Origin of the sequence: Solibacillus sp. FSL W7-1436 (assembly GCF_038007305.1) — a bacterium.
Classification (GTDB): domain Bacteria; phylum Bacillota; class Bacilli; order Bacillales_A; family Planococcaceae; genus Solibacillus.
Genome location: NZ_JBBOWV010000001.1, coordinates 272,569 through 296,731 on the forward strand (window position 1 = coordinate 272,569; position 24,163 = coordinate 296,731).

Annotated in this window: 21 protein-coding genes and 1 other annotated feature; of the genes, 7 read left to right on the forward strand and 14 right to left on the reverse strand. The window is 38.8% G+C overall.

Going from position 1 to position 24,163, the window contains the following annotated elements:
- Positions 1–106: 106 nt before the first annotated feature.
- Positions 107–742 (forward strand): 5,10-methylene tetrahydromethanopterin reductase, encoded by a 636-nt coding sequence (locus tag MKX73_RS01295; protein ID WP_340715981.1) that lies wholly within the window; start codon positions 107–109, stop codon positions 740–742.
- 72 nt (positions 743–814) lie between these two features.
- Here MKX73_RS01295 and ald read toward each other — a convergent pair whose 3' ends face one another.
- Complete coding sequence (gene ald / locus MKX73_RS01300; RefSeq protein ID WP_340715982.1) at positions 815–1,948, reverse strand: alanine dehydrogenase; 1,134 nt, start codon at positions 1,946–1,948, stop codon at positions 815–817.
- A gap of 332 nt (positions 1,949–2,280) precedes the next feature.
- Here ald and MKX73_RS01305 point away from each other — a divergent pair, with 332 nt between their 5' ends.
- The gene (locus MKX73_RS01305; RefSeq protein ID WP_079528458.1) at positions 2,281–2,727 is read left to right on the forward strand and encodes a universal stress protein; all 447 of its coding nucleotides are present in this window, start codon (positions 2,281–2,283) and stop codon (positions 2,725–2,727) included.
- A gap of 100 nt (positions 2,728–2,827) precedes the next feature.
- On the opposite strand, the gene MKX73_RS01310 is transcribed toward MKX73_RS01305, so the two are convergent.
- From MKX73_RS01310 to ezrA, 9 genes are all read right to left on the reverse strand, one after another.
- Positions 2,828–3,769: a class I SAM-dependent methyltransferase gene (locus MKX73_RS01310; protein WP_340715983.1), complete on the reverse strand. Its 942-nt coding sequence runs from the start codon at positions 3,767–3,769 to the stop codon at positions 2,828–2,830.
- Between the two features lie 142 nt (positions 3,770–3,911).
- Positions 3,912–4,418 carry a thiol peroxidase gene (gene tpx / locus MKX73_RS01315; RefSeq protein WP_340715984.1) on the reverse strand — a complete coding sequence of 169 codons (507 nt, stop codon included), beginning with the start codon at positions 4,416–4,418 and terminating at the stop codon, positions 3,912–3,914.
- 180 nt (positions 4,419–4,598) lie between these two features.
- Positions 4,599–5,090 carry an RDD family protein gene (locus tag MKX73_RS01320; RefSeq protein WP_340715985.1) on the reverse strand — a complete coding sequence of 164 codons (492 nt, stop codon included), beginning with the start codon at positions 5,088–5,090 and terminating at the stop codon, positions 4,599–4,601.
- Between the two features lie 14 nt (positions 5,091–5,104).
- Complete coding sequence (gene sppA, locus MKX73_RS01325; protein ID WP_340715986.1) at positions 5,105–6,115, reverse strand: signal peptide peptidase SppA; 1,011 nt, start codon at positions 6,113–6,115, stop codon at positions 5,105–5,107.
- A gap of 245 nt (positions 6,116–6,360) precedes the next feature.
- Complete coding sequence (mbcS, locus tag MKX73_RS01330; RefSeq protein ID WP_340715987.1) at positions 6,361–7,923, reverse strand: acyl-CoA synthetase MbcS; 1,563 nt, start codon at positions 7,921–7,923, stop codon at positions 6,361–6,363.
- A gap of 168 nt (positions 7,924–8,091) precedes the next feature.
- The gene (locus MKX73_RS01335; protein WP_008407794.1) at positions 8,092–8,298 is read right to left on the reverse strand and encodes an alpha/beta-type small acid-soluble spore protein; all 207 of its coding nucleotides are present in this window, start codon (positions 8,296–8,298) and stop codon (positions 8,092–8,094) included.
- 110 nt (positions 8,299–8,408) lie between these two features.
- Positions 8,409–9,620 (reverse strand): tRNA uracil 4-sulfurtransferase ThiI, encoded by a 1,212-nt coding sequence (thiI, locus tag MKX73_RS01340; protein WP_340715988.1) that lies wholly within the window; start codon positions 9,618–9,620, stop codon positions 8,409–8,411.
- On the reverse strand, positions 9,617–10,765 hold the full coding sequence (locus tag MKX73_RS01345; RefSeq protein ID WP_340715989.1) for a cysteine desulfurase family protein: 1,149 nt from the start codon (positions 10,763–10,765) through the stop codon (positions 9,617–9,619). The genes thiI and MKX73_RS01345 overlap by 4 nt, the downstream gene beginning before the upstream one ends.
- 186 nt (positions 10,766–10,951) lie before the next feature.
- Positions 10,952–12,655, reverse strand: a complete 1,704-nt coding sequence (gene ezrA / locus MKX73_RS01350; RefSeq protein ID WP_340715990.1) for a septation ring formation regulator EzrA — start codon at positions 12,653–12,655, stop codon at positions 10,952–10,954.
- A gap of 141 nt (positions 12,656–12,796) precedes the next feature.
- Between ezrA and hisJ the strand changes: the two genes are divergently transcribed.
- Both hisJ and MKX73_RS01360 read left to right on the forward strand, forming a co-directional pair.
- Positions 12,797–13,600, forward strand: coding sequence for a histidinol-phosphatase HisJ (gene hisJ / locus MKX73_RS01355; RefSeq protein ID WP_340715991.1), 804 nt, complete (start codon positions 12,797–12,799; stop codon positions 13,598–13,600).
- A 12-nt stretch (positions 13,601–13,612) separates the two neighbouring features.
- Entirely contained in the window at positions 13,613–14,092 is a 480-nt protein-coding gene (locus tag MKX73_RS01360; RefSeq protein WP_340715992.1) for a GAF domain-containing protein, read from the forward strand.
- 45 nt (positions 14,093–14,137) lie between these two features.
- Here MKX73_RS01360 and MKX73_RS01365 read toward each other — a convergent pair whose 3' ends face one another.
- Positions 14,138–16,000 carry a diguanylate cyclase domain-containing protein gene (locus MKX73_RS01365; protein ID WP_340715993.1) on the reverse strand — a complete coding sequence of 621 codons (1,863 nt, stop codon included), beginning with the start codon at positions 15,998–16,000 and terminating at the stop codon, positions 14,138–14,140.
- A gap of 486 nt (positions 16,001–16,486) precedes the next feature.
- On the opposite strand from MKX73_RS01365, the gene rpsD reads away from it, so the two are divergent.
- Both rpsD and MKX73_RS01375 read left to right on the forward strand, forming a co-directional pair.
- Positions 16,487–17,089: a 30S ribosomal protein S4 gene (rpsD, locus tag MKX73_RS01370; RefSeq protein ID WP_008407801.1), complete on the forward strand. Its 603-nt coding sequence runs from the start codon at positions 16,487–16,489 to the stop codon at positions 17,087–17,089.
- 163 nt (positions 17,090–17,252) lie between these two features.
- Positions 17,253–17,408: a YjcZ family sporulation protein gene (locus tag MKX73_RS01375; protein ID WP_340715994.1), complete on the forward strand. Its 156-nt coding sequence runs from the start codon at positions 17,253–17,255 to the stop codon at positions 17,406–17,408.
- 224 nt (positions 17,409–17,632) lie between these two features.
- Here the strand turns inward: MKX73_RS01375 and MKX73_RS01380 are convergent, their stop codons facing one another.
- From MKX73_RS01380 to tyrS, 3 genes are all read right to left on the reverse strand, one after another.
- Positions 17,633–18,244: a YIP1 family protein gene (locus MKX73_RS01380; RefSeq protein WP_340715995.1), complete on the reverse strand. Its 612-nt coding sequence runs from the start codon at positions 18,242–18,244 to the stop codon at positions 17,633–17,635.
- A gap of 97 nt (positions 18,245–18,341) precedes the next feature.
- A complete protein-coding gene (locus MKX73_RS01385) occupies positions 18,342–19,514 on the reverse strand; it encodes a PstS family phosphate ABC transporter substrate-binding protein (protein ID WP_340715996.1) in 1,173 nt (390 codons plus the stop codon).
- A 93-nt stretch (positions 19,515–19,607) separates the two neighbouring features.
- Complete coding sequence (tyrS, locus tag MKX73_RS01390) at positions 19,608–20,879, reverse strand: tyrosine--tRNA ligase (protein WP_340715997.1); 1,272 nt, start codon at positions 20,877–20,879, stop codon at positions 19,608–19,610.
- Between the two features lie 73 nt (positions 20,880–20,952).
- Positions 20,953–21,160: a binding site (T-box leader), on the reverse strand.
- A gap of 102 nt (positions 21,161–21,262) precedes the next feature.
- Here tyrS and MKX73_RS01395 point away from each other — a divergent pair.
- Positions 21,263–24,133: a transglycosylase domain-containing protein gene (locus MKX73_RS01395; RefSeq protein WP_340715998.1), complete on the forward strand. Its 2,871-nt coding sequence runs from the start codon at positions 21,263–21,265 to the stop codon at positions 24,131–24,133.
- Positions 24,134–24,163 lie beyond the last annotated feature (30 nt).

Below are 24,163 nucleotides of genomic sequence, written 5' to 3' on the forward strand. Positions count from 1 at the left end.
TTTTATCAAATTGGCTACTTTACAATTTTTAACTTGTTTTCTAAAAGCAAAAATGTGGAATAGACTATTTAATTACTTGAAAATAACCGAAAGGAAGTGGTGCATTTTGAAAAGATGGTCATTTACAACGCTACTTATAATTGTGCTTACACTATTGCCAATGAGTCAAATTGAATGGAATACGGAAGCCGAAGCAAGTCAAACAAGCAAGGTAAGTAACGAAGTCATTTCAAATAGTGCATCACCGAAAAAAGCGGTAAAGGAAAAAGCCTCTGTGTCGACTACAGGCTTTATGCCAAAAGTAAATCGCAGTTATACTTATAAACCATCATTCGAAGATGCCGAAAAAAAAACTTATACCGCTTATGAAAATAAATCAATCGAAAACTCGGTAGAATTGCTGGAAGATGACTATATCGGCTATACGTATATTGAAGATGAGCAGCAGCTAGCATTAGGTGTTGCCTATTCAGATATATTTTTCTTCTCATTAGGCTACCCGATGAAAGAAAAGACAACTATTACCGATACGGATTATTTATATGATGGCACGACGGAAACAACACCCGTTTACGTTGAAAGCACAAGTGCAACAGTTCAAACGAAAGCAGGAACATTCCGTAATGTAGTTGTATTGAAATATCCAAACGGTTCAAAAATCTACCTTGCAAAAGATTACGGTATTATTCGTATTACCGATTATGAAGGTACTATTACAACTGAATTAATTTCGGTTAAATAAAATAACCCGATAAAAAAATCCGCTGCGTTAGACTTTGCCAAACGCAGCGGATTTTTCACTTTAAAATATTGATTAATTTAATCCTGTCAGTGCACCCAATACATCTTCTACTTCTGTAAATTCAAGCCCTTGTGCGTCTGCTACTGCACGGTATACAACCTTACCGTCCAATGTATTAACCCCGCGCTTTAATGCAAGATTGTCCAGGCATGCACGTAAAAAGCCTTTATTCGCAATTTGTAATGCATAAGGAACCGTATTGTTTGTTAAGGCGATCGTCGATGTACGTGGAACTGCACCCGGCATATTTGCCACCGTATAGTGTACAACACCATATTTAACAAATGTAGGATTGTCATGTGTAGTTACTTTTTCAGATGTGGCAAAACAGCCGCCCTGGTCAATCGCAATATCAACAACAACAGACCCAGGTGACATCGATTGGATCATCTCTTCAGTCACTAATTTTGGCGCCTTCGCTCCCGGAATAAGTACCGAGCCAATTACTAAATCAGCAGAACGAACAGCATCCGCAATATTGTACGGATTTGAAATCAATGTTTGAACATCACGGCCGAATAAATCATCTAGCTGACGTAATCTTTCAGGGTTCAAATCGATGATCGTAACATCGGCTCCCATACCGACTGCTACTTTGGCTGCATTTGTACCTGCAATACCCCCGCCGATTACCGTTACTTTACTGCGAGGAACACCGGATACCCCACCAAGCAAGATCCCCTTACCGCCCGGAAGTTTTTCTAAATAATGTGCACCGATTTGTGTTGCCATTTTACCTGCAACTTCACTCATCGGTGTTAATAATGGTAAAGAACCGTTTGGTAATTGTACTGTTTCATAGGCGATACCGATTACTCGATTTTCAAGTAAAGCTTTAGTCAATTCAGGCTCTGGTGCTAAATGTAAATACGTAAATAATATCAATCCCTCACGGAAATACTTGTATTCACTTTGCACAGGTTCTTTTACTTTTAAAACCATTTCTCCAGCCCATGCTTCAGCTGCTGTTTGTACAATATGGGCACCAGCTTCAATATAGTCCTGATCCGTAAATGCAGAACCTGATCCTGCACCTGTCTCAATATATACTTCATGACCATTTGCGATTAATGACAATACCCCTGCCGGTGTCATCGCAACTCGATTTTCGTTGTTTTTTATTTCTTTCGGTACCCCTATTTTCAACGTAATTCCTCCCTTTAACAATCACTTAGAAATATGTTTAACATAAATCAAATCCATTTTACCAATTTTACCAGCAAATTAGTAGAGGATTTTGAATGTAAATTCTATTCTGAAAAGTGAATCGTCAATCATATCTTGCTATTGTTGGGAAACTGCTATTATTTTGCTGATAAAAATATTTTATAATAGTAAAAACTATTATTTCCAACACGATAAATTTGTGACTATTTCATGAAATTTATTGTATTTCGTCTATATTTCAGCGCAGGTATTATGCCCTTTGGAAAATTATTTGGTATAATATAGTTATAGATAATTAGGAGGTATGGAAAATGGCAAACCATTATAAAAGCATTGTAGTAGCAGTAGACGGCTCGAAAGAAGCAGAATATGCATTCCGTAAATCAATCGATGTTGCAAAACGCAATGAAGGTGCAACAATCAACCTAGTAAACGTTATCGACACACGTTCTTTCGCAGCTATAGAAGCTTATGACCGTTCAATTGCCGAACGCGCTCAACAACATTCTGAGGAATTGTTAAACGGCTACAAACAGCAAGCTGAAGCAGAAGGCGTTGAAAACGTTAACCTGATTATTGAATATGGCTCTCCTAAAAATATTATTACAAAAGAACTTTCAAATGTTGTAGAAGCAGATTTAATAATTTGTGGTGCAACTGGTTTAAATGCTGTTGAACGATTCCTGATCGGTTCTGTATCAGAAGCAATCGTACGTTCAGCTACATGTGACGTATTAGTTATCCGTACACCAGAGTGATTTAAATAAATAAAATACAAAATGCCATCTTCTCAAATTGAGTCGATGGCATTTATTATTTATCCTGCAGTAAAGTAGCGAAAACCCTCGCCACTAAATTTTATCGTTTCTGATTATTGCTTTCTTTCCACATACGTACTTTTTCGAAGAACATTGCCAGAGCATCACGGTTTGACATATTCGGTACTTTTGCCAATAAAACCTCACGCGGTGCTTTTAACTGTTCGCTTTGCTTTTGCAAAATTAAAATACTTTTCTCATGCGCTTTAGATGAGAACAGGTTTTCCGGCAATTGGATAACCGCCTGAATCCATGCATGTCCTTTAATATACTGGTGAAGCTGTTTTGCCTGATCTGATTCGAATAGGTTTGCCGGAATCAGGAAAAGTCCAAAGCCGCCTTCTTTTGTATAATTTAAAGATTGTTCGATAAACAAATGATGTGAGTAGCTCATTCCCTCTGCCGCACATAATTCGTAGTCAAGTGCTACTTCTTCATTCGGGTAATATCCTACAGGCAAGTCGCAAACTACCGCATCAACCGGATCCAACAACAGTTTTTCCAATGCATCCTGACGGAAAAGTGTAACAGGTTGTTCGATAAGGTCTCCTGTCGCTGCAGCCAGTCGAATTAATAAATCATCAACCTCCACGCCTGAAGCAACTACTTTCCCTTCCAGTGCATTCATGACTGTAAATAGTAAATTCCCTGTACCGAGTGCCGGGTCCACAATAGAGATTGACCGTTCCGTTAATTCCTGGTCAAAACATTGCTCTACAAAATGGCTTACAATTAGCCCAAGTGTATCAGGTGTCATTTGGTGGTTCGGCTGTGCGCTTTTACGCATCCCTTTTAAAATTGCAATTTGGATTGCTTTACGCATATCTTCCTTCGTTGCACCTTCTACTTGCCACTCAAATTTCCCGTCCAGCGTATCTTCCAATGTTTGCAGTAACGCTTCCAAATAATCCTGCTCTTGCTGCGCTGCAATATTTTCAGCGTTGTCATTAATATATTTAAAAATTTGTTCAAACTTTTCCATTCAACTAACTCCCTCATTCCATTCATTTGGATTTCCCGCCAAATTGCGACATATCCACTAAATGAACAACCCACTCAATGTTCATTGAGTGGGTGTTAATTATACATGTAATTACTTTACAACAAAATCGTTCAAAACGAAATTATTTTGCAAGAGCTTTTACAGCTTCGATTGCCGCATCATAGTTCGGGTGGTCTGTGCCTTCTGGTACATATTCCACATATGCGACTTTGCCTGCTTCATCAACAACGAAAATTGAACGAGCTAAAAGGCGTAATTCTTTCATATGTACGCCATATGCTTCAGCGAATGATGCGTCGCGGTGGTCTGATACTGTTACAACATTATCGATACCCGCAGCCCCACACCAACGTTTTTGAGCAAATGGTAAATCCATTGACACTGTGTAAATTACAACATTGTCACCTAAGTTTGCCGCTGCTTCGTTAAATGTACGAGTTTGCTTATCGCAAACACCTGTTTCCAATGAAGGAACAACAGAGAATAAACGAATTTTACCTTCAGAATCTTTTAATGTTACTTCTGATAAATCATTAGCAAGTACTGTAAAATCCGGTGCTTGATCACCAACTTTTACCTCATTACCGATTAGTGTTACTGGACTGTTTTTAAATGTTACTTGTACCATATTAAACGCCTCCTTTATATTCCCTAATATTACTAAAAAAGATTTAACAATTGCAACTAACTGAGCTCATATTCAGCAACAAAAAGAAAAGAGCTGTTTTTATAAGATTAAATCTTACAAAACAGCTCTTTCCTTGCTTAGAAGGTGTCGATAGTAATTTATTTCCCCTTCTATTCTTTTTTAAACATCTTTTGTATAAATATTTTCATGGACAACGACCGTATCCGCAAAATAATCGGCAATGCTTTTATTATTTGGTGAAAAGGCTACGACTAAATACGGCAAGTATAACAATGTACCGTTAATGAATCGGCCTACCCCTTCACGAAACAGCACAGTCATCCAATCCAGCGCTTCCCCGTCATCTTTTTCAACCTTTAGTCCAAACGTCATTTTCCCTAATGTCTGCTTGAAAAATTTTGTCATGAGTACAAAATAAGCGTAGAAAATAATGCCCGAAAGAATTGTCATCGGCGCATACCACACATCGCTGGCAACACTCCAATCCATCAATGCAAATACCGGCCTGATGGAGACACCGATAATAGCACTAATGACAATTGAATCCAACAGGAAAGCCCAGAAACGCATCCAGAAGCCGGCTGTTTTTTGTTTAATAGAAGGCGGCTTTACGACAGATGCTTCATCCACTACTTCGATTATGTCAGTCATCGTAATCCCTCCTATTAGTAGTCACCATATAAATACATCATACGAGGTGAATTTGTCGTTGAAATAATTTTGGACAATACTTCAGACTCTGCAGATGGTCGCAGCATAGATCCCAGCTTTACACCTAGTAATGAACCCCAGCTTGATGTATCCATTGTATATTCAAACAGCGCTGCATCTTCCAATCCATAATCCGCGCGTAATGCATTAATAGTTGCTTCTTCATTTCCAATTTCATCAACTAACCCTGCACGCAATGCCTGAGTACCGCCTAATACACGGCCATCCGCTACTTTCTTCACTTGCGCTTCGGACATATTACGTCCAGCTTCGATAATATCAACGAAATGCTCATATGATTCATCAATCATTTCCTGCAGCATCGCCAACTCCTCTTTTGTGGATGGTCGTACACCGCCAAACATATCTTTATGTTCACCTGATTTGATTGTTTCAAACTCAATTCCGAAATTTTCGGCTAATTTACCATAATTAATTGATTGCATAATAACACCGATCGAACCGGTAATTGTCTCGCGTTGAGCAAAAATCTTATCTGCCGGTGCTGAAATATAATAACCGCCGGAAGCAGCCATTGATCCCATTGAAACATAGATCGGAATTTGTTTTTCTTCTTTAATTTCCAATAATTTTTGGTAAATTTCTTCTGATTCAATGACACCGCCACCTGGAGTGTTTACAGATAAAACAACACCTTTAACTGTATCGTCTTCCAGCACAGCATCCAATTGTTCCATAAACAGCTGGTGGTTATAATCGACCGTTTCCCAAATACTCGGTTCCCCTACATCCTGGATTACCCCGTCTACCGTTAAGTGTGCAATTCGACTCGTTAAGTCACCTGTTTCCACGACACTTTCATATGTGAGGGATTCCGTTCCCATCAGATTGTCGAAACTCGTAAAGAAATCGGTTTTAAAAATCGAAATAATCGTATTGATCCCAATAGAGAAAAATAATAATACGGCAGCAATAATGAGTGCCACAACTCGTTTTGTATTCATTTTCACGCCTCCTCAATATATGTACGAAACTATTTCACAAAAAGTTTCATCGAAAATACTTTCTGCAGCGGTATTCACCTTTCACCGTTTTAACGATCAACTTTAGCTATTTTCAAATGGGGAAGCCTAGTTTCTATAAATTTGTCTTTGTTCAAATATGTGCAGGAAGAAGTTAAAAAAAGGCGGCAAATTTCGCCACCTTTTTTAATTACCCGGGAAATAATTGTCGAGCAATGTTATTTCCCCTACTTTACACGCAGTTCAACTCGACGGATTTTCCCTGAAATTGTTTTAGGTAATTCATCTAAAAACTCGATAATTCGAGGGTATTTGTATGGTGCAGTCAGCTGTTTCACATGATTTTGCAGTTCTCCTACAATTGTAGGGCTATCTTTTAACGAGACATCTTTAAGAACAACAAAAGCTTTTACAACATTTCCCCGAATTTCGTCCGGACTTGCAACAACAGCACATTCCTGTACCGCTGGATGCTTCGTCAACGCATCTTCAACTTCAAATGGCCCGATTGTATAACCTGATGAAATAATTATGTCATCATTACGACCTTCAAACCAGAAATAGCCGTCTTCATCCTTTGTCGCACGGTCGCCTGTTACATACCAATCCCCTCGATATTGAATCGCCGTACGTTCAGGATCCTTATAATACCCTTTAAATAATGCAGGAGTCGATTTGTGTACGGCAATATCCCCGACTTCACCGGCCGGAACAAGGTCACCATCCTCATTGATCAAATCAACGATATTTCCCGGAGTCGGTTTCCCCATCGAACCAGGACGCAATTCCATGTTCAATAATGATCCAATCAACAATGTATTTTCTGTCTGACCATAGCCATCACGCACAGTTAAACGGTGCTCACGTTCAAATGTTTCGATTACTTCGCGATTTAAAGGCTCACCAGCTGAAACAGCGCTGCGTAATGAAGACAGATTAAATGAATTTAACTGATCTAATTTTGCCATCATCCGATATTCTGTCGGCGTACAGCATAGTACATTGATTTGTTGCTGTTCGATTAAATTTAAAAACTGTGTTGGATCAAACTTCCCTTTATACACAAATCCTGTTGCACCACTACCTAATACAGCAAGAAACGGACTCCAGATCCATTTTTGCCAACCTGGAGCTGCGGTTGCCCATACCGTATCTCCATCACGCACACCAAGCCACTCAGCTGCTGTTGTGCGTAAATGTGCATATCCCCAGCCATGTGAGTGCATTACGGCTTTTGGATTTCCTGTCGTACCTGAAGTATAGGCTAAAAACGCCAGATCATTGGCAGTTGTCTCAACAGAATCGAACTCTTTTGACTGCTGATCTGCAAGTCCCATTAATGAAGTCCATCCTTCTTTTTCATTCCCGACGATAAAACATTCTACATTTGCTAAATTTTCCACATGTTCGAATTCATTTACGAATTGTTCCATCACGATAATTGCCTTGGCCTCTGAATGGTTTAGACGATAATCAATGTCTTTCGCTCGCAGCAGCTCAGAACTTGGAATAATGACCAATCCTGCTTTTAATGCGCCAATATAAGAAATATATGCTTCTAAACAGCGCGGCAGCATAATTAAAATTACATCACCTTTTTTCAGTCCTTGTGCATAAAAAGCATTTGCAGCCTGGTTTGCTCTTTGTAGTAACTCTTCGTATGTATAACGCTCCTGATGTCCGTTTTCTTCCTGAAATACTAATGCCGTTTTTGAACTTTTATTTTCATGCTTTTCAAATTCATTTACAATATTATAAATTTCCGGTGCAACTAATTGATTTTTATTCATTTGTGATACTCCCCTTTGTTTGAAAAAATGAACCTTACATATTTAGTATAATAATCCTTTCCGTTAATATCAAAATATTCCGCCACTTATTATTGCATAACAAAAATTATTTATTTACAAAATAAAAAGAAACGCTACTTTAAAAAGTAGCGCTCTTTTTAAAACGTATTATTGGTTTTGGTTGCCGCGTAATTGCTGTTCAGCCATCTGTACTAGGCGTTTCGTAATTTCGCCACCTACAGAACCGTTTGCACGAGATGATGCGTCAGGACCTAATTGTACGCCAAATTCTTGTGCAATTTCATATTTCATTTGATCTAAAGCTTGTTGTGCACCAGGTACACGTAATTTGTTTGAGCTGTTGTTGTTTGCCATCTGTCTCTCACCTCCTTGTGACATTAGAATGCGCCGGGAGGAGAGATTAATACATAAAAAACACAGGTAAATTATAGCTCGATTAGGAAATCATTATCAGTTCCTAAAAATTATAGTAAATCAGCGAATTTATCTTCTTTTACTTCCTTCTGCGGGAACTGATATACTTCGCGGTTTTTAACGGCACGATCAATTAAATCATCGAATTCCGTAAAGCTTTCAAAACGCTGAACTTTTTCTAGTTTCGGTTTAGTTTTCGGACTAGATGGTGTAAATATTGTACAGCAATCCTCAAAAGGCTGGATTGATGTTTCGTATGTGCCAATATCTTTTGCGATTTTGATGATATCGTTTTTATCTGCTGAAATTAACGGACGTAATATAGGTGTATTTGTCACATCATTAATTGCCGTTAAGCTTTCCAATGTTTGTGAAGCTACTTGCCCTAAGCTTTCACCCGTTACAATGCCTAACGCGCCAATATCTTCACGCACTTTATCTGCCACTTTCATCATCATACGACGTGTTGAAGTCATTGACATATTATCTGGCACTGCGTCTTTTACTGCTACTTGCAGTTCTGTGAACGGAATGACATGCAGGCGAATATTTGCACCAAATTTTGTTAATTCATTTGCAAGCTCTTTCACTTTTTGTAATGCATTATCACTTGTATATGGAGGACTGAAGAAATGAATCGCATCCAATCGAACTCCGCGTTTCATCATTAAGTAACCGGCAACAGGGCTATCAATACCGCCTGAAAGCATTAGCAGCGAACGCCCGTTTGATCCAATCGGCATACCTCCAGCACCTTGGATTACTTGCGCCATCATATAGATCGCATCTTCACGAACTTCAATTCGTAGTGCGAAATCCGGCTTTTTAACCTGTACTTTAAAGTTCGGGAAATTCGGTAAAATCGTTGCTCCCATTTCACGCTGTAGTTCATGAGTGTTCAACGGGAATGTTTTATCTGTACGATGTACTTCAACTTTAAACGTTAAATCGCCTTTGTCACGATAGTCTTCTAAAATTTCAAAAGCCAAAGCTTTCATCACGTCCAGATCTTTTTCACAAGATGCTACAGGACTGATTGATTGAATACCGAAAACATGTGGTAAACGATCCATTAGCACATCAAACTTTTCTTTATTTTCAACTTCAATAAACATACGGTCACGTTCTGCACGAATCTTCAGTGGTGCAATATCGTTAAATGAATAACGTACATTATCGCGTAAACGGCTGATAAAATCTTTTTTGTTTCGACCTTTTGTTGATAATTCACCATAGCGAACTAAAATCTCTTTAAAAATCATTGCGTAATATCTCCTTTTAATTCTTTCATTACGATTGTGAATTGCTTTTTGAATGAAGCAATATCTTCGTCTGTATTGTTCGCGCCTAAGCTTAGACGGAGAACACCGTTTTTATAGCGGCTATCGATATTCAATGCTTCTACAACATGGCTTGTTTTCGTCTGTTTTGACGAACAGGCGCTTGATGTTGAAACGATAATATCACGTTTTTGTAATGCATTTATTAATATTTCACCTTTTAGTCCTCTAACACTAAACGATAAAATATGCGGTGCACCGTCTTTTGGTGAAAGGACGTATACTTCCTGACCAAATTGCTCAAAAAAATGATGGAGATCTGCAGACCATTTTTTATAGTTCTCAACATTCCCCGGCATGCCCTCAACAGCTAACCGTGCCGCTTTTGCCAATGAAACAGCTTGCGGCACTGCAACCGTACCACTTCTTAATCCAAACTCTTGTCCGCCACCAACGATAAATGCCTTCAGTTGTGGTTTTTTACGGAATGCCAACAAGCCGCTCCCTTTTAAGCCTTGAATTTTATGACCGGAAATGGAAATGACATCAGGACCATTGTCTCCGTCAAAAATAACCGGCAGCTTACCGAAACTTTGAATCGCATCAACATGGAACATCGCCTGGCATGTTCGGTGAATGATTTGTGCCGCTTCCTTAATTGGCTGCACAGCTCCGATTTCGTTGTTAACATGCATAATACTCACAATAACAGTATCTTTGCGAAGCTTTTGCTGTAACTCCTCTAAAGAAATGACCCCATATTTATTTACTTTCAGATAGTCAATTTCATATCCTTCTTCTTCCAGACGCTTGACCGCTTCCAAAATCGAAGGATGTTCTATTTCTGTCGTAATAATATGCTTCCCTCTAAAATTACTGGATTTTGCAAGACCAAAAAGCGCCGCATTATTGGATTCAGTACCTCCCGAAGTAAATAAAATATTCTTTTCCTCTGTATGAAGAATGTTCGCCAATTGCTCCCGAGCTTTTGTCAGTAAGGCATTTGACTCGACACCTGCACGGTGAATCGATGCAGGATTGGCATAATATTGTTCATTCACTAACATAAATGTCGCCAACACATCTTTGTGCGGTTTTGTTGTCGCACTATTATCTAAATATATCATTTATACTCAACCTTCTTTTTTAAAACTAATTTCCCGTCATCATATTGCCATTACAGTATGCTGCTTTTATCATCACTTACCAAAGAGAGAGGTTGTGTTAATCGTCAAATTGACGATTAACACAACCTCATAAATGTGCTTATTTATTATAACGCTAAATGGATCAACATGTAACCGTTATGCTTATTATTTTGTAAGCAGCTGCTCCTGTACGAGCTCCTCAATACGTTTGATTGCATTAGGATCGATAATTTCAACCGCTTTTGCTGCATCTTCCAGTGCTTTTATGTAGCGGAATTTCTTGAATGCGTCTTCAGCTTCAAGCAGATTTTCATGTACTTGTCGATTTGTAGCACGGTAGCGGTTTCCAAACTGAATAAGACGCTCAATAATTAGCACATTTTCAATCATTTCCTGTGCTTTTTCATGTGTTTCTTCAATCGATTGCTTTGCATTTAGTAAATGCTGGTTTACTTGGATAATATTCAACGGTACTTCCTGTAAGCTTTGAACAACTACAAAAATCTGTTCGGCCGCTTCTTCCAATCTGGCATCCATTTCTTCCGGAATTCCCGGAATATTGGCACGTCCAAGCAGGCGCTCTGTATCTTGCAATAAACGCTTTAAAGTTTCCAATTCAGCTCTTGCTTTATTTTCATCGATACGGAGATTTTTCAGTTTGTTGGAGAACTTTTCCTGTTCTTCTGCAATTTGCTCGATCTCATCAGTAATTTCTTTTAGCTCTTCCTGCAGACTCGAGTAAGCAGACTTTTCTTCCTGAACGCGTGTTGATAACAATTCATATCGTCTTTGTAAAACTTCCAAATGCTTTAAGCCCGCTTTCGGAATTTCCGCTTCTTTATCCTGCAATCGATAGCTATGCTGTACATAGGCGACTTCATCATTAATGTCCTTTGTAAGACGCATTACATCATTGATCACGCTGTACATACCAGAACAGTTTCGTTCAACATACTTTCTGGCCATAACCTCTTTTTCAAGCAGATTATAGAAATGATCGATTTCATCATTAATTGTTTGAATGCGCGGTGAAACAGCCGGTAAGTTCAGTTCAGCAATTGCCGCTTTTAACATTTCAAGTTCATTCTCAAGCTCATTCAAATATTCCGTCAGTTCTAAATGGCGTAAATAATACTTTTGTTCTTCCATTTCACGTTGTCCATTACGAAGTTCATGAATTGCAGTTGGGATTTTAGTTTGAATTTCAGTCAGCAGTGTCGGCACATCGTTTAATAAACTGAAAATCTCTTGTGCTTCACTGTTCAGCTGTAGGACAATTTCACGTGCCTGCAAATAGTTGCCGTCTTTCGTTAACTCGTCGAACTCTTCAAACTTTGGCGTGAATTGCTCCAGTTTCTTTTCCAACGCTTCCAAAGCGGGACCAAATGAATGCTGGTGTGCCAGAATCGTTTTGCGTGCAGAACGGTAATATTCTTTCAGCTGCTCGATTTCAATGCGGTTTTTCTCTTCACTGCCAATCAATTCATCCAGCTCAGTAATAATCTGCACACGAACTTGCTCACATTTTGCAAGCTCCTGCTCGATATCACGTTCTGTATGTGTTGCTTTGTTAAATTTAAATCGGTCGACAAATTCTTCCGCATCAAACAACAATTCGTCAATTTTCGGAATTTGCTTATCGACAACATCCAACCAGCGATTACGCCAGTTTTCAAACAGTTCTTCTGTCTGACCGTTCATATTAAGGGCTTTTACTTTTGCGAGCTCCTCAAAAATCGGGTAATGTTGTATTTGTAGTTTTTCCTTATCTAATCGTCCTATTTCTGCATTATGCTTGCGTCTTACTACTAAGCCTGCCATTAATAATGCTAATAGTACGACGACAACAATGATGATATACTTTATCATTGTAAGCCCCCTAATCCCAAATAAAATCAATATTTTAGCTATATACGTATTATTAATAATAACATGTTTTTTTATATTTGTTTAACTATTTCCAGCTTTTTTTACTTTTAAATTCCATATTTTTGAAGGAAGGTCATTCAATTGAAACGAGACGGTCATATACATACACCTTTTTGTCCACATGGTTCTACAGATACGATAGAAGAATATGTCGAAAAAGCGATAGCAAGCGGTTTTAAAGAAATAACCTTTACGGAACATGCCCCGTTGCCTGAAAATTTTGTCGACCCGACACCTGACAAGGATAGCGGAATGAACCCCGCTTATTTGATGGATTACTTTAAACAGCTGCAACGCGCAAAAGAACAGTATCAATCTGAAATTAAAATCAATATCGGCTTAGAGGTCGATTATATTGTCGGCTTTGAACAGGAGACGAAACAATTTCTGAATGAAGTCGGCCCATTAATGGATGACGCAATATTATCCGTACACTTTTTGAAATTCCAAGACGAGTATGTATGTATTGACTTTTCACAGGAAGTATATTTACAATTTGCCAATAAGGTTGGCGGTATCCTTCCTATGTATAAGCTATACTATGAAACTGTGAAAAAGTCCATCATATCGGATTTAGGCTTATATAAACCTAAGCGTATAGGACATCCTACTTTAATTCATAAATTTCAGCATGCCCACTGCGAACAGATCGATGATGCGGACTACATCAATGAATTATTGAAGATGATGCAGACCGGTCATTATGAGCTGGATTTTAATAGTGCCGGCCTAAGTAAACCGTATTGTAAGGAGCCATACCCGCCCTATCCATTTGTGAAACAGGCAATTGATTTGCAAATTCCGGTTATATTCGGCTCGGATGCCCATACGGCAGCTGATTTACATCAGCATTATGAATTATTACAGAACAAAATAACTTTTTAATCGGAGGATTTTATGTTTGGAAATATCACTTATAACGGAAATTTAACAGAACAGTACGAACAGCTGTCAAAACAGCTCGATGCACTGCTTGAAGGGGAAAATAACTTAATCGCTAACTTAAGTAACGCTTCAGCTTTGCTAAATACTTTCTTAAACGAAATTAACTGGGTCGGATTTTATCTAATGGATGAAGGCGAATTGGTGCTTGGACCATTCCAAGGCTTGCCTGCTTGCGTACGAATTCCTGTCGGCCGCGGTGTTTGCGGCACAACTGTTTCAAAAGAGCAGACAATGGTTGTAGACGATGTTCACGCGTTCCCCGGCCATATCGCTTGTGACGCTGCATCAAAATCGGAAATCGTGATTCCTTTAATCAAAAATGGTGCTGTTTTAGGTGTTTTAGATATCGATAGCCCGATTGAAGCACGCTTTACTTCTGAAGACAAAGATGGTTTGGAAAAATTTGTAGATGTACTGTTAAAACATATTTAACCGCTAAAAAGGGAGTGCCCGAAACATGATTTCGGGCACTCCCTCTTAATATTGTAGTTCCATAGGTTTTTCGTATACACAAAGACGGTTTTTTCCGTTTCGCTTTGCATGGTAAAGTGCAATATCAGCCTGCAGAAACATATCCTTAAAATCCGGACGGCTGCTCTTATGCCATGTAATCATTCCCGCAGAAACCGTAACTGAAGGATTTGTTACATTTGGCACCATTTGTACAATCGCATCTGAAATTTCTATTGCTTCTCTGTCCGAAATATTCGGAATATAAATGGCAAGTTCTTCACCGCCCCAGCGCGAGCAAATTCCCCTTTTCCCTATTTCACTTTGGAGTCGCTTGGCAATTTGTACGATTACTTCATCTCCGACTTGATGTCCGTATGTGTCATTAACCTTTTTAAAGTTATCAATATCAATTAACAGGAACATCCCTGAATCGTCCTTTTGAATTGCCTCTTCCACGTATGTATCGGAATAACTTCTTGCGTAGAGCTTTGTCAAATGGTCCCGATCCACCATTTCCTGAAGCTGTTCCCGCAATACCGAATTGGAAATTGCTAATGAGGAATGGTGAATAAGTGATTGCATTAATTTGAAGCTGTCAAAAGAGAAGAAATACGGCTCTTTATGCAATACAATGCTAAACCCGATAATATCTTCTTCCACAATCATTGGAATGGCCATTATCGACTTATACTCAATTTTCCCCGAAATAATTCGGCTGAAATCAGCAATAAACAAAGGGTCTTGTGTCGTCTGAAAATGTTTTTCCACATGCTGGATATATACGTTACATGCCGTTTGATTGAAAAGCTCTGTACACGCTTCATTCATGATATACTTTTCATCTTCTTTAAACAGGAAGCCGATTTCCATAGGCTGAAAAGATTTCAGCATTTGCTTTTGTAAAAATAGAAGCATCTCACCGATTGTTAATTTCATATTTAAACGATGGGAGGTTTCATTGATCAACTGTAGATCCGTGATGAGTCGATGAGATTGATGATAAAGTTTTGCGTTTTCCAGAGCATTGCCTGAAGCTCGGGCAAGCATGCGGATAAATTCTTTTTCGGAACTGGCAAAAGGGTAATTGATAGGTGCTTTCACCTGTAAAATCCCGTATATTGCCTGTCTCCCTTTTATAGGAACATTTAATAATCGACGGTTTTGTTCAAAGGCTATATCTTCGTTCAATTCTCCCGATACAAAAGATTCGATTGTTGCCGGCCGCTCCGACAAATAGTCGAAAGGCTTTATCTTCACTCTTGTTTGGCGGTCCTGGTCATTGGATAAAATCAGCTCAACTTCCAGACCCGGAAAATTTTCTTCTATTGTAATAAGCACATTTTCCAAAATTACATCTATATCCATCGTCGAATGGAAAAGGTCTGTCATTCCGTATAATTTACGGTACTTTTGCTCATTCGAATAAACTTCATACTTAGAAATTAAAAATGAATAGGCAGCGGATATCGTCCCTATAATTTCTTCTGTCAGCACTGTTTCGATAGGTGCATTTGCTGGATTATACTTAAATACAATAACAGCAACTATTTTATCATTTATAATTAGAGGCATAACATCCGTATAGTTTGCAAAATCCGGTTGCTCTCTTAAAAATCCGGGTAACTTCACAACTTTGTTACCATTAAAATAGGGTTTTATTAAATCTAATGTTACATCAACATTCAGTAATTCTAAGTTGTCGATCGGTTTCAATTTATTTTCGCTTACATGAAACAGAAAACAATGTTCCATTCTAAAGTGTTTAATCAAGCTTTTTTCTAATAGGAAAAAGTAATCATAAAATTTACTTCGTTGTAATTTCGTATTCATACAAAGGCTTAAAATATCCGATTTAAATTGATCGATCTTTTGTTGATTTTCCACCATTAAATCACCTTTTCTTTTACTATTGCGATGTCGATTCTCTTCACTTAACATCAAGTATACACATTTTATGTCTTATTGACTATTCAATTTTGTTATATTTTTCTAGTAAACACCTCAATTCGAATTGGTTTTTTGATTATTTCAAGTATTTTCCCATCCTTATCTACTACCCTCTTTTATGCTTAAATACCCATATAAATGAAAATTTATTTTTATTTTTTATTTCCCATAATATATTTTAAAAGTAGAACACCTTTGTTGACGAATAGATAAAAAAAAGATACAATAGCCTTTGTGTAAAATGAATGCAGTAGTTGTATAACTTAAATGCAGTATTTTATTCCTTCTGTGTAAACAGAATGGTGTATTGTGTAACCCTTTCGGCTGCATGGGCGAAGATACATGAAAATAGAATACCGTTTAATGTCGGGTACAACTGGTTTTTTCTTTTACAACAAAAACCAATTTTAAGGAGGAGACACAATTATGTCTCGTTATACAGGTCCATCTTGGAAACTATCTCGTCGTCTTGGTATTTCATTAAGCGGCACAGGTAAAGAAATCGCAAAACGCCCTTACGCACCAGGTCAACACGGCCCGAACTCTCGTGGTAAAAAATCAGAGTACGGTCTACAATTAACTGAAAAGCAAAAATTACGTCATATGTATGGTATGACTGAACGTCAATTCAAAAACACTTACCTACGTGCTGGTAAATTACAAGGTGTTCACGGTGAAAACTTCATGATCTTACTTGAAACTCGCCTTGACAACCTAGTTTACCGTTTAGGTTTAGCTCGCACTCGTCGTGCAGCTCGTCAATTAGTTAACCACGGTCACATCTTAGTTGATGGTAACCGCGTTGACATCCCATCTTACTCAGTAAAACCAGGTCAAACGATCTCTTTACGTGAGAAATCAGCTAACCTTTCAGTTGTTGCTGAATCAATCGAAGTAAACAGCTTCGTACCAGAATATTTATCATTCGATGCAGACTCTAAAGTAGGTACTTTCGTACGTTTACCAGAGCGCTCTGAATTATCTTCTGAAATCAACGAACAATTCATCGTAGAGTTCTACTCTCGTTAATCTTTCGAGCTTCAGATATATTCGAAACAAACCACCAAGCCCTCTTCGTCAGGTGCTTGGTGGTTTTTTTATTAATTTGGCAAAACTTTTTTTAAAAATTGTTCAATCGCCCCGATCAATCTTTCTTCAATGAATAGGATAACGAGGAAAGGGGGTGAATTTAATGGGTTACGGATATGAAGGCTATCAAAATCAACCAAGCTACAGCGGTTACGGCTGTGGTGGCGGTGGTAACAGCGGCGGTAATAGTTCAACATTCGTTCTAATCGTTGTTCTATTCATTCTTTTAATTATTGTCGGCGCTACTTTTGCTTACTAATAATATCGAGTTACGAGAATATTATTAGCCAGTCGGATATAAAACCATCTACTTATTGCTGCTTCTCAGGCCATTAGGGTCACTTCCCCCTGTGACCCTTCTATTTTTGCATTACTACATAATCGACTTTCTATTACTGTAAGCCTATTTCAACAGCAATAAAAAAAGCTGCACGCTATATAGCGGCAGCATTTTTTTGATACGTAAGAAATTATATATCGTATTTAAAAGACAAAGTATGTTGCTCCCAGTACAGCAATTACTATAAATGAAGCAAAAAATGCTTTCCATTTCGAAATGCGGTGCACTTCTGATATCCCTATCACCGTAATCACATATGTCCAAATACTGCTGATAATAATCAGTGTCCCGCAAACAAATTGCAGAATCAAATCACCTAGTGATGTTTCCATATAGGAGATTTTAAAGAATGACTGTGGTGCGAACTGCATCCAGAAAAGCAGAACCGGCAATATCCAAATATAAGGAATCATTGTCACACTGATCATGCGGAACATTTCTTTAAATTTTCCTATACCACCGAATGCTTTTGCTGATAGTGTCAAGACGCCTGCCGAGAAGACCGTAGAAAGAAAATACAGTATTAGACTAAAAAGAAAAGTTGAATAAACAATATCCCCCAATGTATATTGCCCTGTAAATTCACTCCCGATAAAACTGATTAAATTGCTAGCAAACACACCGATAATACCAACGAAAATGAAATAAGATAACTTTTTAGTTGTTAACACATAACGAATAGTATCTCGGGGTTTAACAGCAATGCTTAAGATGGCATGTCGATCATCGACTGTACCTGTTAGTTGCTCACTCAAAATAACATCCCCCTAAAAATATGTATACATTCTATTATACTGATACTTTTAAGGTGATACAAAGTTATTGCTCCTTTAGTAGCATACCAATCTTTTACTAATCGGCAGATTTAAGAGATACATAGCCCGCCTTTTCCACTAACGCCTGTCCTTCTTCCGAAAGCACCCAATCCACCACTTTCTTAACATTTCCCGTCGGCTCGCCTGCTGTCACAATATAAAATTCGGAAGCAATCGGATACGTATCGTTGCGAATCGTTTCTCTTGTCGGTGCAACTCCATCGATTTCCAAAAGTTTGATTTCTTTATTTTTCACCATTTCATTTGAATAGTAGCGGAAAGTATAGCCGATTGCATTTTTATAATTTTTATATTGAGACACTTCATTGATAATTCCGCCCATTCCTGTCACTACATCCTCCGTTGGGGCTTCCATTAACGTTCTATCCCCCATCAGCCTTTGTAATGCCGTTTGCGATCCGCTGTCCTGAGGTCTTTGGAAAGCCCGGATTGCATCATCTTTTCCGCCCACTTCTGACCAGTTTGTAATTTCGCCAGCATAGATTCCCTTAATCTGATCAAGCGATAAACGACTGACGTTATTTTTACTGTTGACGAAAAAGACAAACGCCTCTTTTCCGATCGGCGTCATATGAAGTGTAATCCCCCGTTGTTTGGCTTGATTAATTTGCGCATCGGATGGGCCCGCTGCAAATATCATGTCTGTATTTCCGAAAATCAGATTGGTATATGCTTCATGCGTCTGGTTGACCATTACTTCACTCTGGTACGGATTGTATTCTTTTTCCGGATATATATGCTCTGTAATGGCGGCATACAATGGATACAATGCCGTTGCGCCATCGATTTTCGGTAAAGGTTCATCCAGCTTTAACGTCGGTTTCTTATCCAACTGAACTAATCTATTTTTATCTGTAAACGGTTCATATTGATAAATATCCACTTCTGCTTCAACAGTAGGCACTCGATCATCGAACCATTTATAAACAGGTTGGACCGAACTTGCGACTAAAACGATTCCTGCGATCCCCCAAAAGATTTTTATACGTTTACTATTTTTATAGAAAACATCAAATATCACAAGCACATAGCCAATGTATAAAATGACCGCTGCGGAAATTACTAACGGTACATAATGAATATTGCCGCTAAACGCAACCAAAAATAGCAATATGAAAGTAAAAAAGCAAACAGTCAGCAAAACAAAAATTGAAATGATAATTTTCCCTAAATACGATTTATTTATCAATACTTTCACCCCTAACCTATACGTTCTTTATGAAACATGAAATTCCTTTAAAAAAACGTCCTGGAAAACTCGTTCCCAAGACGTTTTAATTAATTAAGCAAATTTCACCATATGGTATTTTTTCTTACCGCGACGGATAATTGCAAAAGCATCCTCCAAACGGTCTTTCGAATCGATTACATATTCAAGATCTGTAATTTTTTCACCGTTCACACTGATTGCACCATTCGTAACATCTTCACGTGCTTGGCGTTTTGATGAAGAAATTCCAGCTTCCACGATTAATTCCACAATATTTTTATCCTCTTTTGCCACTTCTACAGAAGGTACACCAGAAAAGGCTACTTTCATTTCTTCTACTGATAATGCTTTCAAATCACCAGAGAATAATGCTTTTGTAATACGCTCTGCCGCTTCCAGACCTTCTTCACCATGGATTAGACGTGTCATTTCTTCAGCCAGCGCTTTTTGAGCTTTACGTAAATGCGGCTCTTCTTCTACACTTACTGCCAGACCTTCAATCTCTTCACGTGTCAGGAATGTGAAGATTTTCAGGTATTTCACAACATCGGCATCCGCCGTATTGATCCAGAACTGGTAGAACTCGTATGGTGATGTTTTAGCAGCATCCAGCCATACAGCGCCTCCCGCCGTTTTACCGAATTTTGTACCATCCGCTTTTGTTACTAGCGGAATTGTAATACCAAACGCTTTCGCATTTTCATCATGCGTTTTACGAATCATTTCCAAGCCTGTTGTAATATTGCCCCACTGATCCGAACCGCCAACTTGAATTCGAACATTGTGATGGTCATATAGGTGATTGAAGTCGATACCTTGGATTAATGTGTATGCAAATTCAGTGAACGAAATCCCTGAATCCAGGCGTGATGCAACGGTATCTTTATTTAAGATGTAGTTGACATTGATCAGTTTCCCGTAGTCACGAAGGAAATCGATTAATGACATTGGACCTACCCAGTCATTATTGTTAACAAGAACAGCATTATTCGCCGCATCCGACGAAAAGTCGAATAAGCGCTCCATTTGCTTTTTAAGTCCTTGCACATTTTTTTCGATCTGGTCCATCGTCTGTAACTGGCGCTCTTCTGAACGGCCAGATGGATCCCCTACTGTACCCGTCGCTCCACCAACTAATAAAATCGGAGTATGGCCGGTTTTTTGGAAACGGCGTAACGTAAGCAATGGCACGATATGTCCGATATGCATCGAGTCTGCTGTCGGGTCAACACCTACGTATAGGGAAACCTTTTCCTCGTTTAAAAGCTTTTCCATACCTTCTGCGTCAGTTTGCTGGTATAACAATCCGCGCCATTCCAAATCTTGCAGTAATTCGTTTGTCATTTGTTTTCTCTCCTTTTACATGATGCGTCATTTACTTGTAAGGAAAATAGAAAAGTCCCTACACGCAAATGCATGCAGGGACGTTAAATTTTTATTTAACGCGGTACCACCCGGCTTGAAGAAAATTAAAACTCTTTCTTCCACTTTAAGCGTCTATAACGTGACGATCCGTTCAGGCTCCAAGTACGTAATTCATAAATGCGCTATGTCTAGCTTTCACCAACCGCTAGCTCTCTATGCAGGGAACACATTTATTACTGCAAACTCTTCGTTGCCTGAAATTTATATTTCCTATTCTACCTAGAAAATGGTTGATGTCAATATTTATATTCGTTTATATCTCAAATATGCTATAATAAACAAGATTTTAGGAGGTCGATGATGTGAGAAAATGGCTCGAAAAATTGAATAAAAAAATCGAAATCCTTGCTTCTTCAGAAAGATTGCGCTATGTCCGAATTGGCAGCGGTGTATTCTGGAATTTAACATTGCTGGCGATTATTTTTATAGCCACGACACTATTATTTGTCGGAGGTGTAGGCGCAGGTTACTTCGCATCATTAACAAAGGATGAACCTTTGCGATCGAAAGAAGAAATGCGTGAGCAAATTTTCAATTATGAAGAAACAAGTGAACTTTATTTTGCGGACGATATTTACATAGGAAAGATTCGAACAGATTTAGACCGACGTGAAACATCGCTTGCCAATATATCCCCATCCTTAATTAATGCTGTTCTTGCTACAGAGGATGAATATTTCCGTGAGCATACGGGTATTGTGCCAAAAGCTGTATTACGTGGTTTACTTCAAGATGTATCCAACTCGTCTACACAGACAGGTGGCTCTACCCTTACTCAGCAATTAATTAAAAACCAAATATTAACGAATGAAGTTTCATATGAACGTAAAGCAAAGGAAATTTTACTAGCTTATCGTTTGGAACATTTTATGACAAAAGAAGAAATACTCGAAGCATATTTAAATATTATCCCGTATGGCCGAAATTCTTCAGGTCGTAATATTGCCGGTATCGAGACGGCTGCACAAGGAATTTTCGGTGTTTCTGCATCTAAATTAAATTTACCGCAGGCAGCCTATATTGCCGGTATTCCCCAGGCACCTTTCACCTACACGCCTTTTACAAATAAAGGTGAGCAAAAAAGTGCGGAAGGAATACAGCCAGGTATTGACCGTATGAAAACGGTTCTTTACCGTATGCAGGAAGCGGGCTATATTACCGAGAAAGAATATAACGAAGCCATTGCGTACGATGTTACGAAAGACTTCAAAGGGTATGAAATGCGTCCGGAAGAAAAATATCCTTGGTTAACAGCTGAACTTGAGTTGCGTTCAAAAGAGATTTTCGCGAAAATACTTGCGGAAAAAGACGGTATTGATCCGGACCGTTTAAAAGAAGAAGAGAACTTAAAAGAAAAGTATACGATAATGGCCGATCGTACAATACGTTCCGGCGGTTACCGAATTTACTCAACGATCAATAAAGATATGTATGATGCCATGAAAAAAGTGACGGAAGAATTCACTTTATACGGGCAAACATACAAGAAAAAAGAAAAAGATCCTGAAACAGGCGAAGAAATTGAAGTGGATGTTCCTGTACAAACAGGAAGTATCGTGATTGAAAATAGTACGGGCCGCATTTTAAGTTTCGTCGGCGGACGCGATCATAATATTACACAAGTAAATCACGCAACAAATGCATTCCGTTCAAACGGTTCAACAATGAAACCGTTACTTGCCTATGCACCGGCACTCGATTATGGTGTTATCGGAGCAGGAAGCCCTGTTGTCGATGTGAAATTTGTACGTCCATCTGACGGTTATGACCCTGTAAACTATAACCCGAATCAGGAATTAGGAATTATACCGGCACGCCAGGCAGTTGCTTCATCACAAAACTTAGCCGTTCTTCGTTTATATGATTCAATTTTAGACCGCAGTCCGGCAACCTATTTGGAAAAAATGGGCTTCTCCAAGCTAGACAAGAAGGACTATGTAAACCTTTCTACAGTTCTTGGAGCTTTGGATATTGGTGCTTCAGTTGAAGAAAATACTAATGCCTATGCAACATTTGCCAATAGCGGGCAATTTATCGATGCCTATATGATTGACCGCATTGAAGATCTGGACGGCAATATTATCTACGAACATAAAGTAGAACCTGTGAAAGTATTTGCACCTGAAACAGCATATATGATGACAGATATGCTGCGTGATGTGCTGAAGCAGGGCGGAACAGGTACATTAGCAAAGAGCCAGTTGAAATTCTCATCTGACTTCGCTGCCAAGTCTGGTACAACACAGGACCATAACGATGTTTGGTTTGTTGGATATAACCCGAACATATCGTTAGGTGTCTGGATGGGTTATGAAATGAAACGTACCCTTTATGCATTTAATAACCGTTACCAGCACCCTAGTCAGCGTGTAAACAGACTATGGGCAAAGTACTTAAATTCACTTTATGACATTAACCCGGAATTAGTCGGTACAAAAGAAACATTCAAAAAACCGGAAGGCGTCGTAACAAGATCATTTTGCGGTATTTCAGGACTGGCACCTTCAACTTCATGTTCTAATGCCGGTTTAGTTACTTCCGATTTATTTAATAAAAATGTATTTTTACCGACACAGCCGGATGATAGCTTTGTATCGTCCACATCTGTCGTAATTAACGGAAATACCTATGCCGCATTATCAAATACACCTACTGAATTTGTCCAAATGAGCGGTTTTGGATTAAATCAGGCATTCGTTGACCGGATGTTAGGCAGACTCGGTGGAGACGCTTCAAAATTACTGTCATTCAGTTCTGGTAAAGGTGTTGTAACCGGTGCTCCATTCTCTGCGGACAGTGCACCGCCGCAGCCTGTTTATGCAACATTGGCAAACGGCTCACTATCATGGACAGCCTCTCCATCGAATGATGTTGTTGGCTATCGCGTATATAGCGTTACCGACCAGGGTAGATCGCTTGTACGTTCATTAAAATCTTATGAAGGTTACCGGGTGTCTGTTTCACCAGGCGTTCGCTACATCGTTGTAGCAGTCGATATTACAGGATTGGAATCTGGCTATTCGAATGAAGTAGGAGAAGTGGTTGAAACTGCTCCACCTGCACCACCGGAACCGGAGGAAGAGGAAAATGTTGTACCTGGAGAAGTAGTCGAAGACCTGGACGAGATTGAAGTTGACGTTGATCCGGTCGAACCAGAACCATCCGGAGAATAAAAACAAAAAAATCTCACCAACTTGAAACAA

Coding starts and splice junctions, on each gene's coding strand:
- MKX73_RS01305 (WP_079528458.1), top strand. CDS start 2,281: ATGGCAAACCATTATAAAAGCATTGTAGTAGCAGTAGACGGCTCGAAA.
- MKX73_RS01310 (WP_340715983.1), bottom strand. CDS start 3,769: ATGGAAAAGTTTGAACAAATTTTTAAATATATTAATGACAACGCTGAA.
- tpx (WP_340715984.1), bottom strand. CDS start 4,418: ATGGTACAAGTAACATTTAAAAACAGTCCAGTAACACTAATCGGTAAT.
- MKX73_RS01320 (WP_340715985.1), bottom strand. CDS start 5,090: ATGACTGACATAATCGAAGTAGTGGATGAAGCATCTGTCGTAAAGCCG.
- sppA (WP_340715986.1), bottom strand. CDS start 6,115: ATGAATACAAAACGAGTTGTGGCACTCATTATTGCTGCCGTATTATTA.
- mbcS (WP_340715987.1), bottom strand. CDS start 7,923: ATGAATAAAAATCAATTAGTTGCACCGGAAATTTATAATATTGTAAAT.
- MKX73_RS01335 (WP_008407794.1), bottom strand. CDS start 8,298: ATGGCAAACAACAACAGCTCAAACAAATTACGTGTACCTGGTGCACAA.
- thiI (WP_340715988.1), bottom strand. CDS start 9,620: ATGATTTTTAAAGAGATTTTAGTTCGCTATGGTGAATTATCAACAAAA.
- MKX73_RS01345 (WP_340715989.1), bottom strand. CDS start 10,765: ATGATATATTTAGATAATAGTGCGACAACAAAACCGCACAAAGATGTG.
- ezrA (WP_340715990.1), bottom strand. CDS start 12,655: ATGATAAAGTATATCATCATTGTTGTCGTCGTACTATTAGCATTATTA.
- MKX73_RS01360 (WP_340715992.1), top strand. CDS start 13,613: ATGTTTGGAAATATCACTTATAACGGAAATTTAACAGAACAGTACGAA.
- MKX73_RS01365 (WP_340715993.1), bottom strand. CDS start 16,000: ATGGTGGAAAATCAACAAAAGATCGATCAATTTAAATCGGATATTTTA.
- rpsD (WP_008407801.1), top strand. CDS start 16,487: ATGTCTCGTTATACAGGTCCATCTTGGAAACTATCTCGTCGTCTTGGT.
- MKX73_RS01375 (WP_340715994.1), top strand. CDS start 17,253: ATGGGTTACGGATATGAAGGCTATCAAAATCAACCAAGCTACAGCGGT.
- tyrS (WP_340715997.1), bottom strand. CDS start 20,879: ATGACAAACGAATTACTGCAAGATTTGGAATGGCGCGGATTGTTATAC.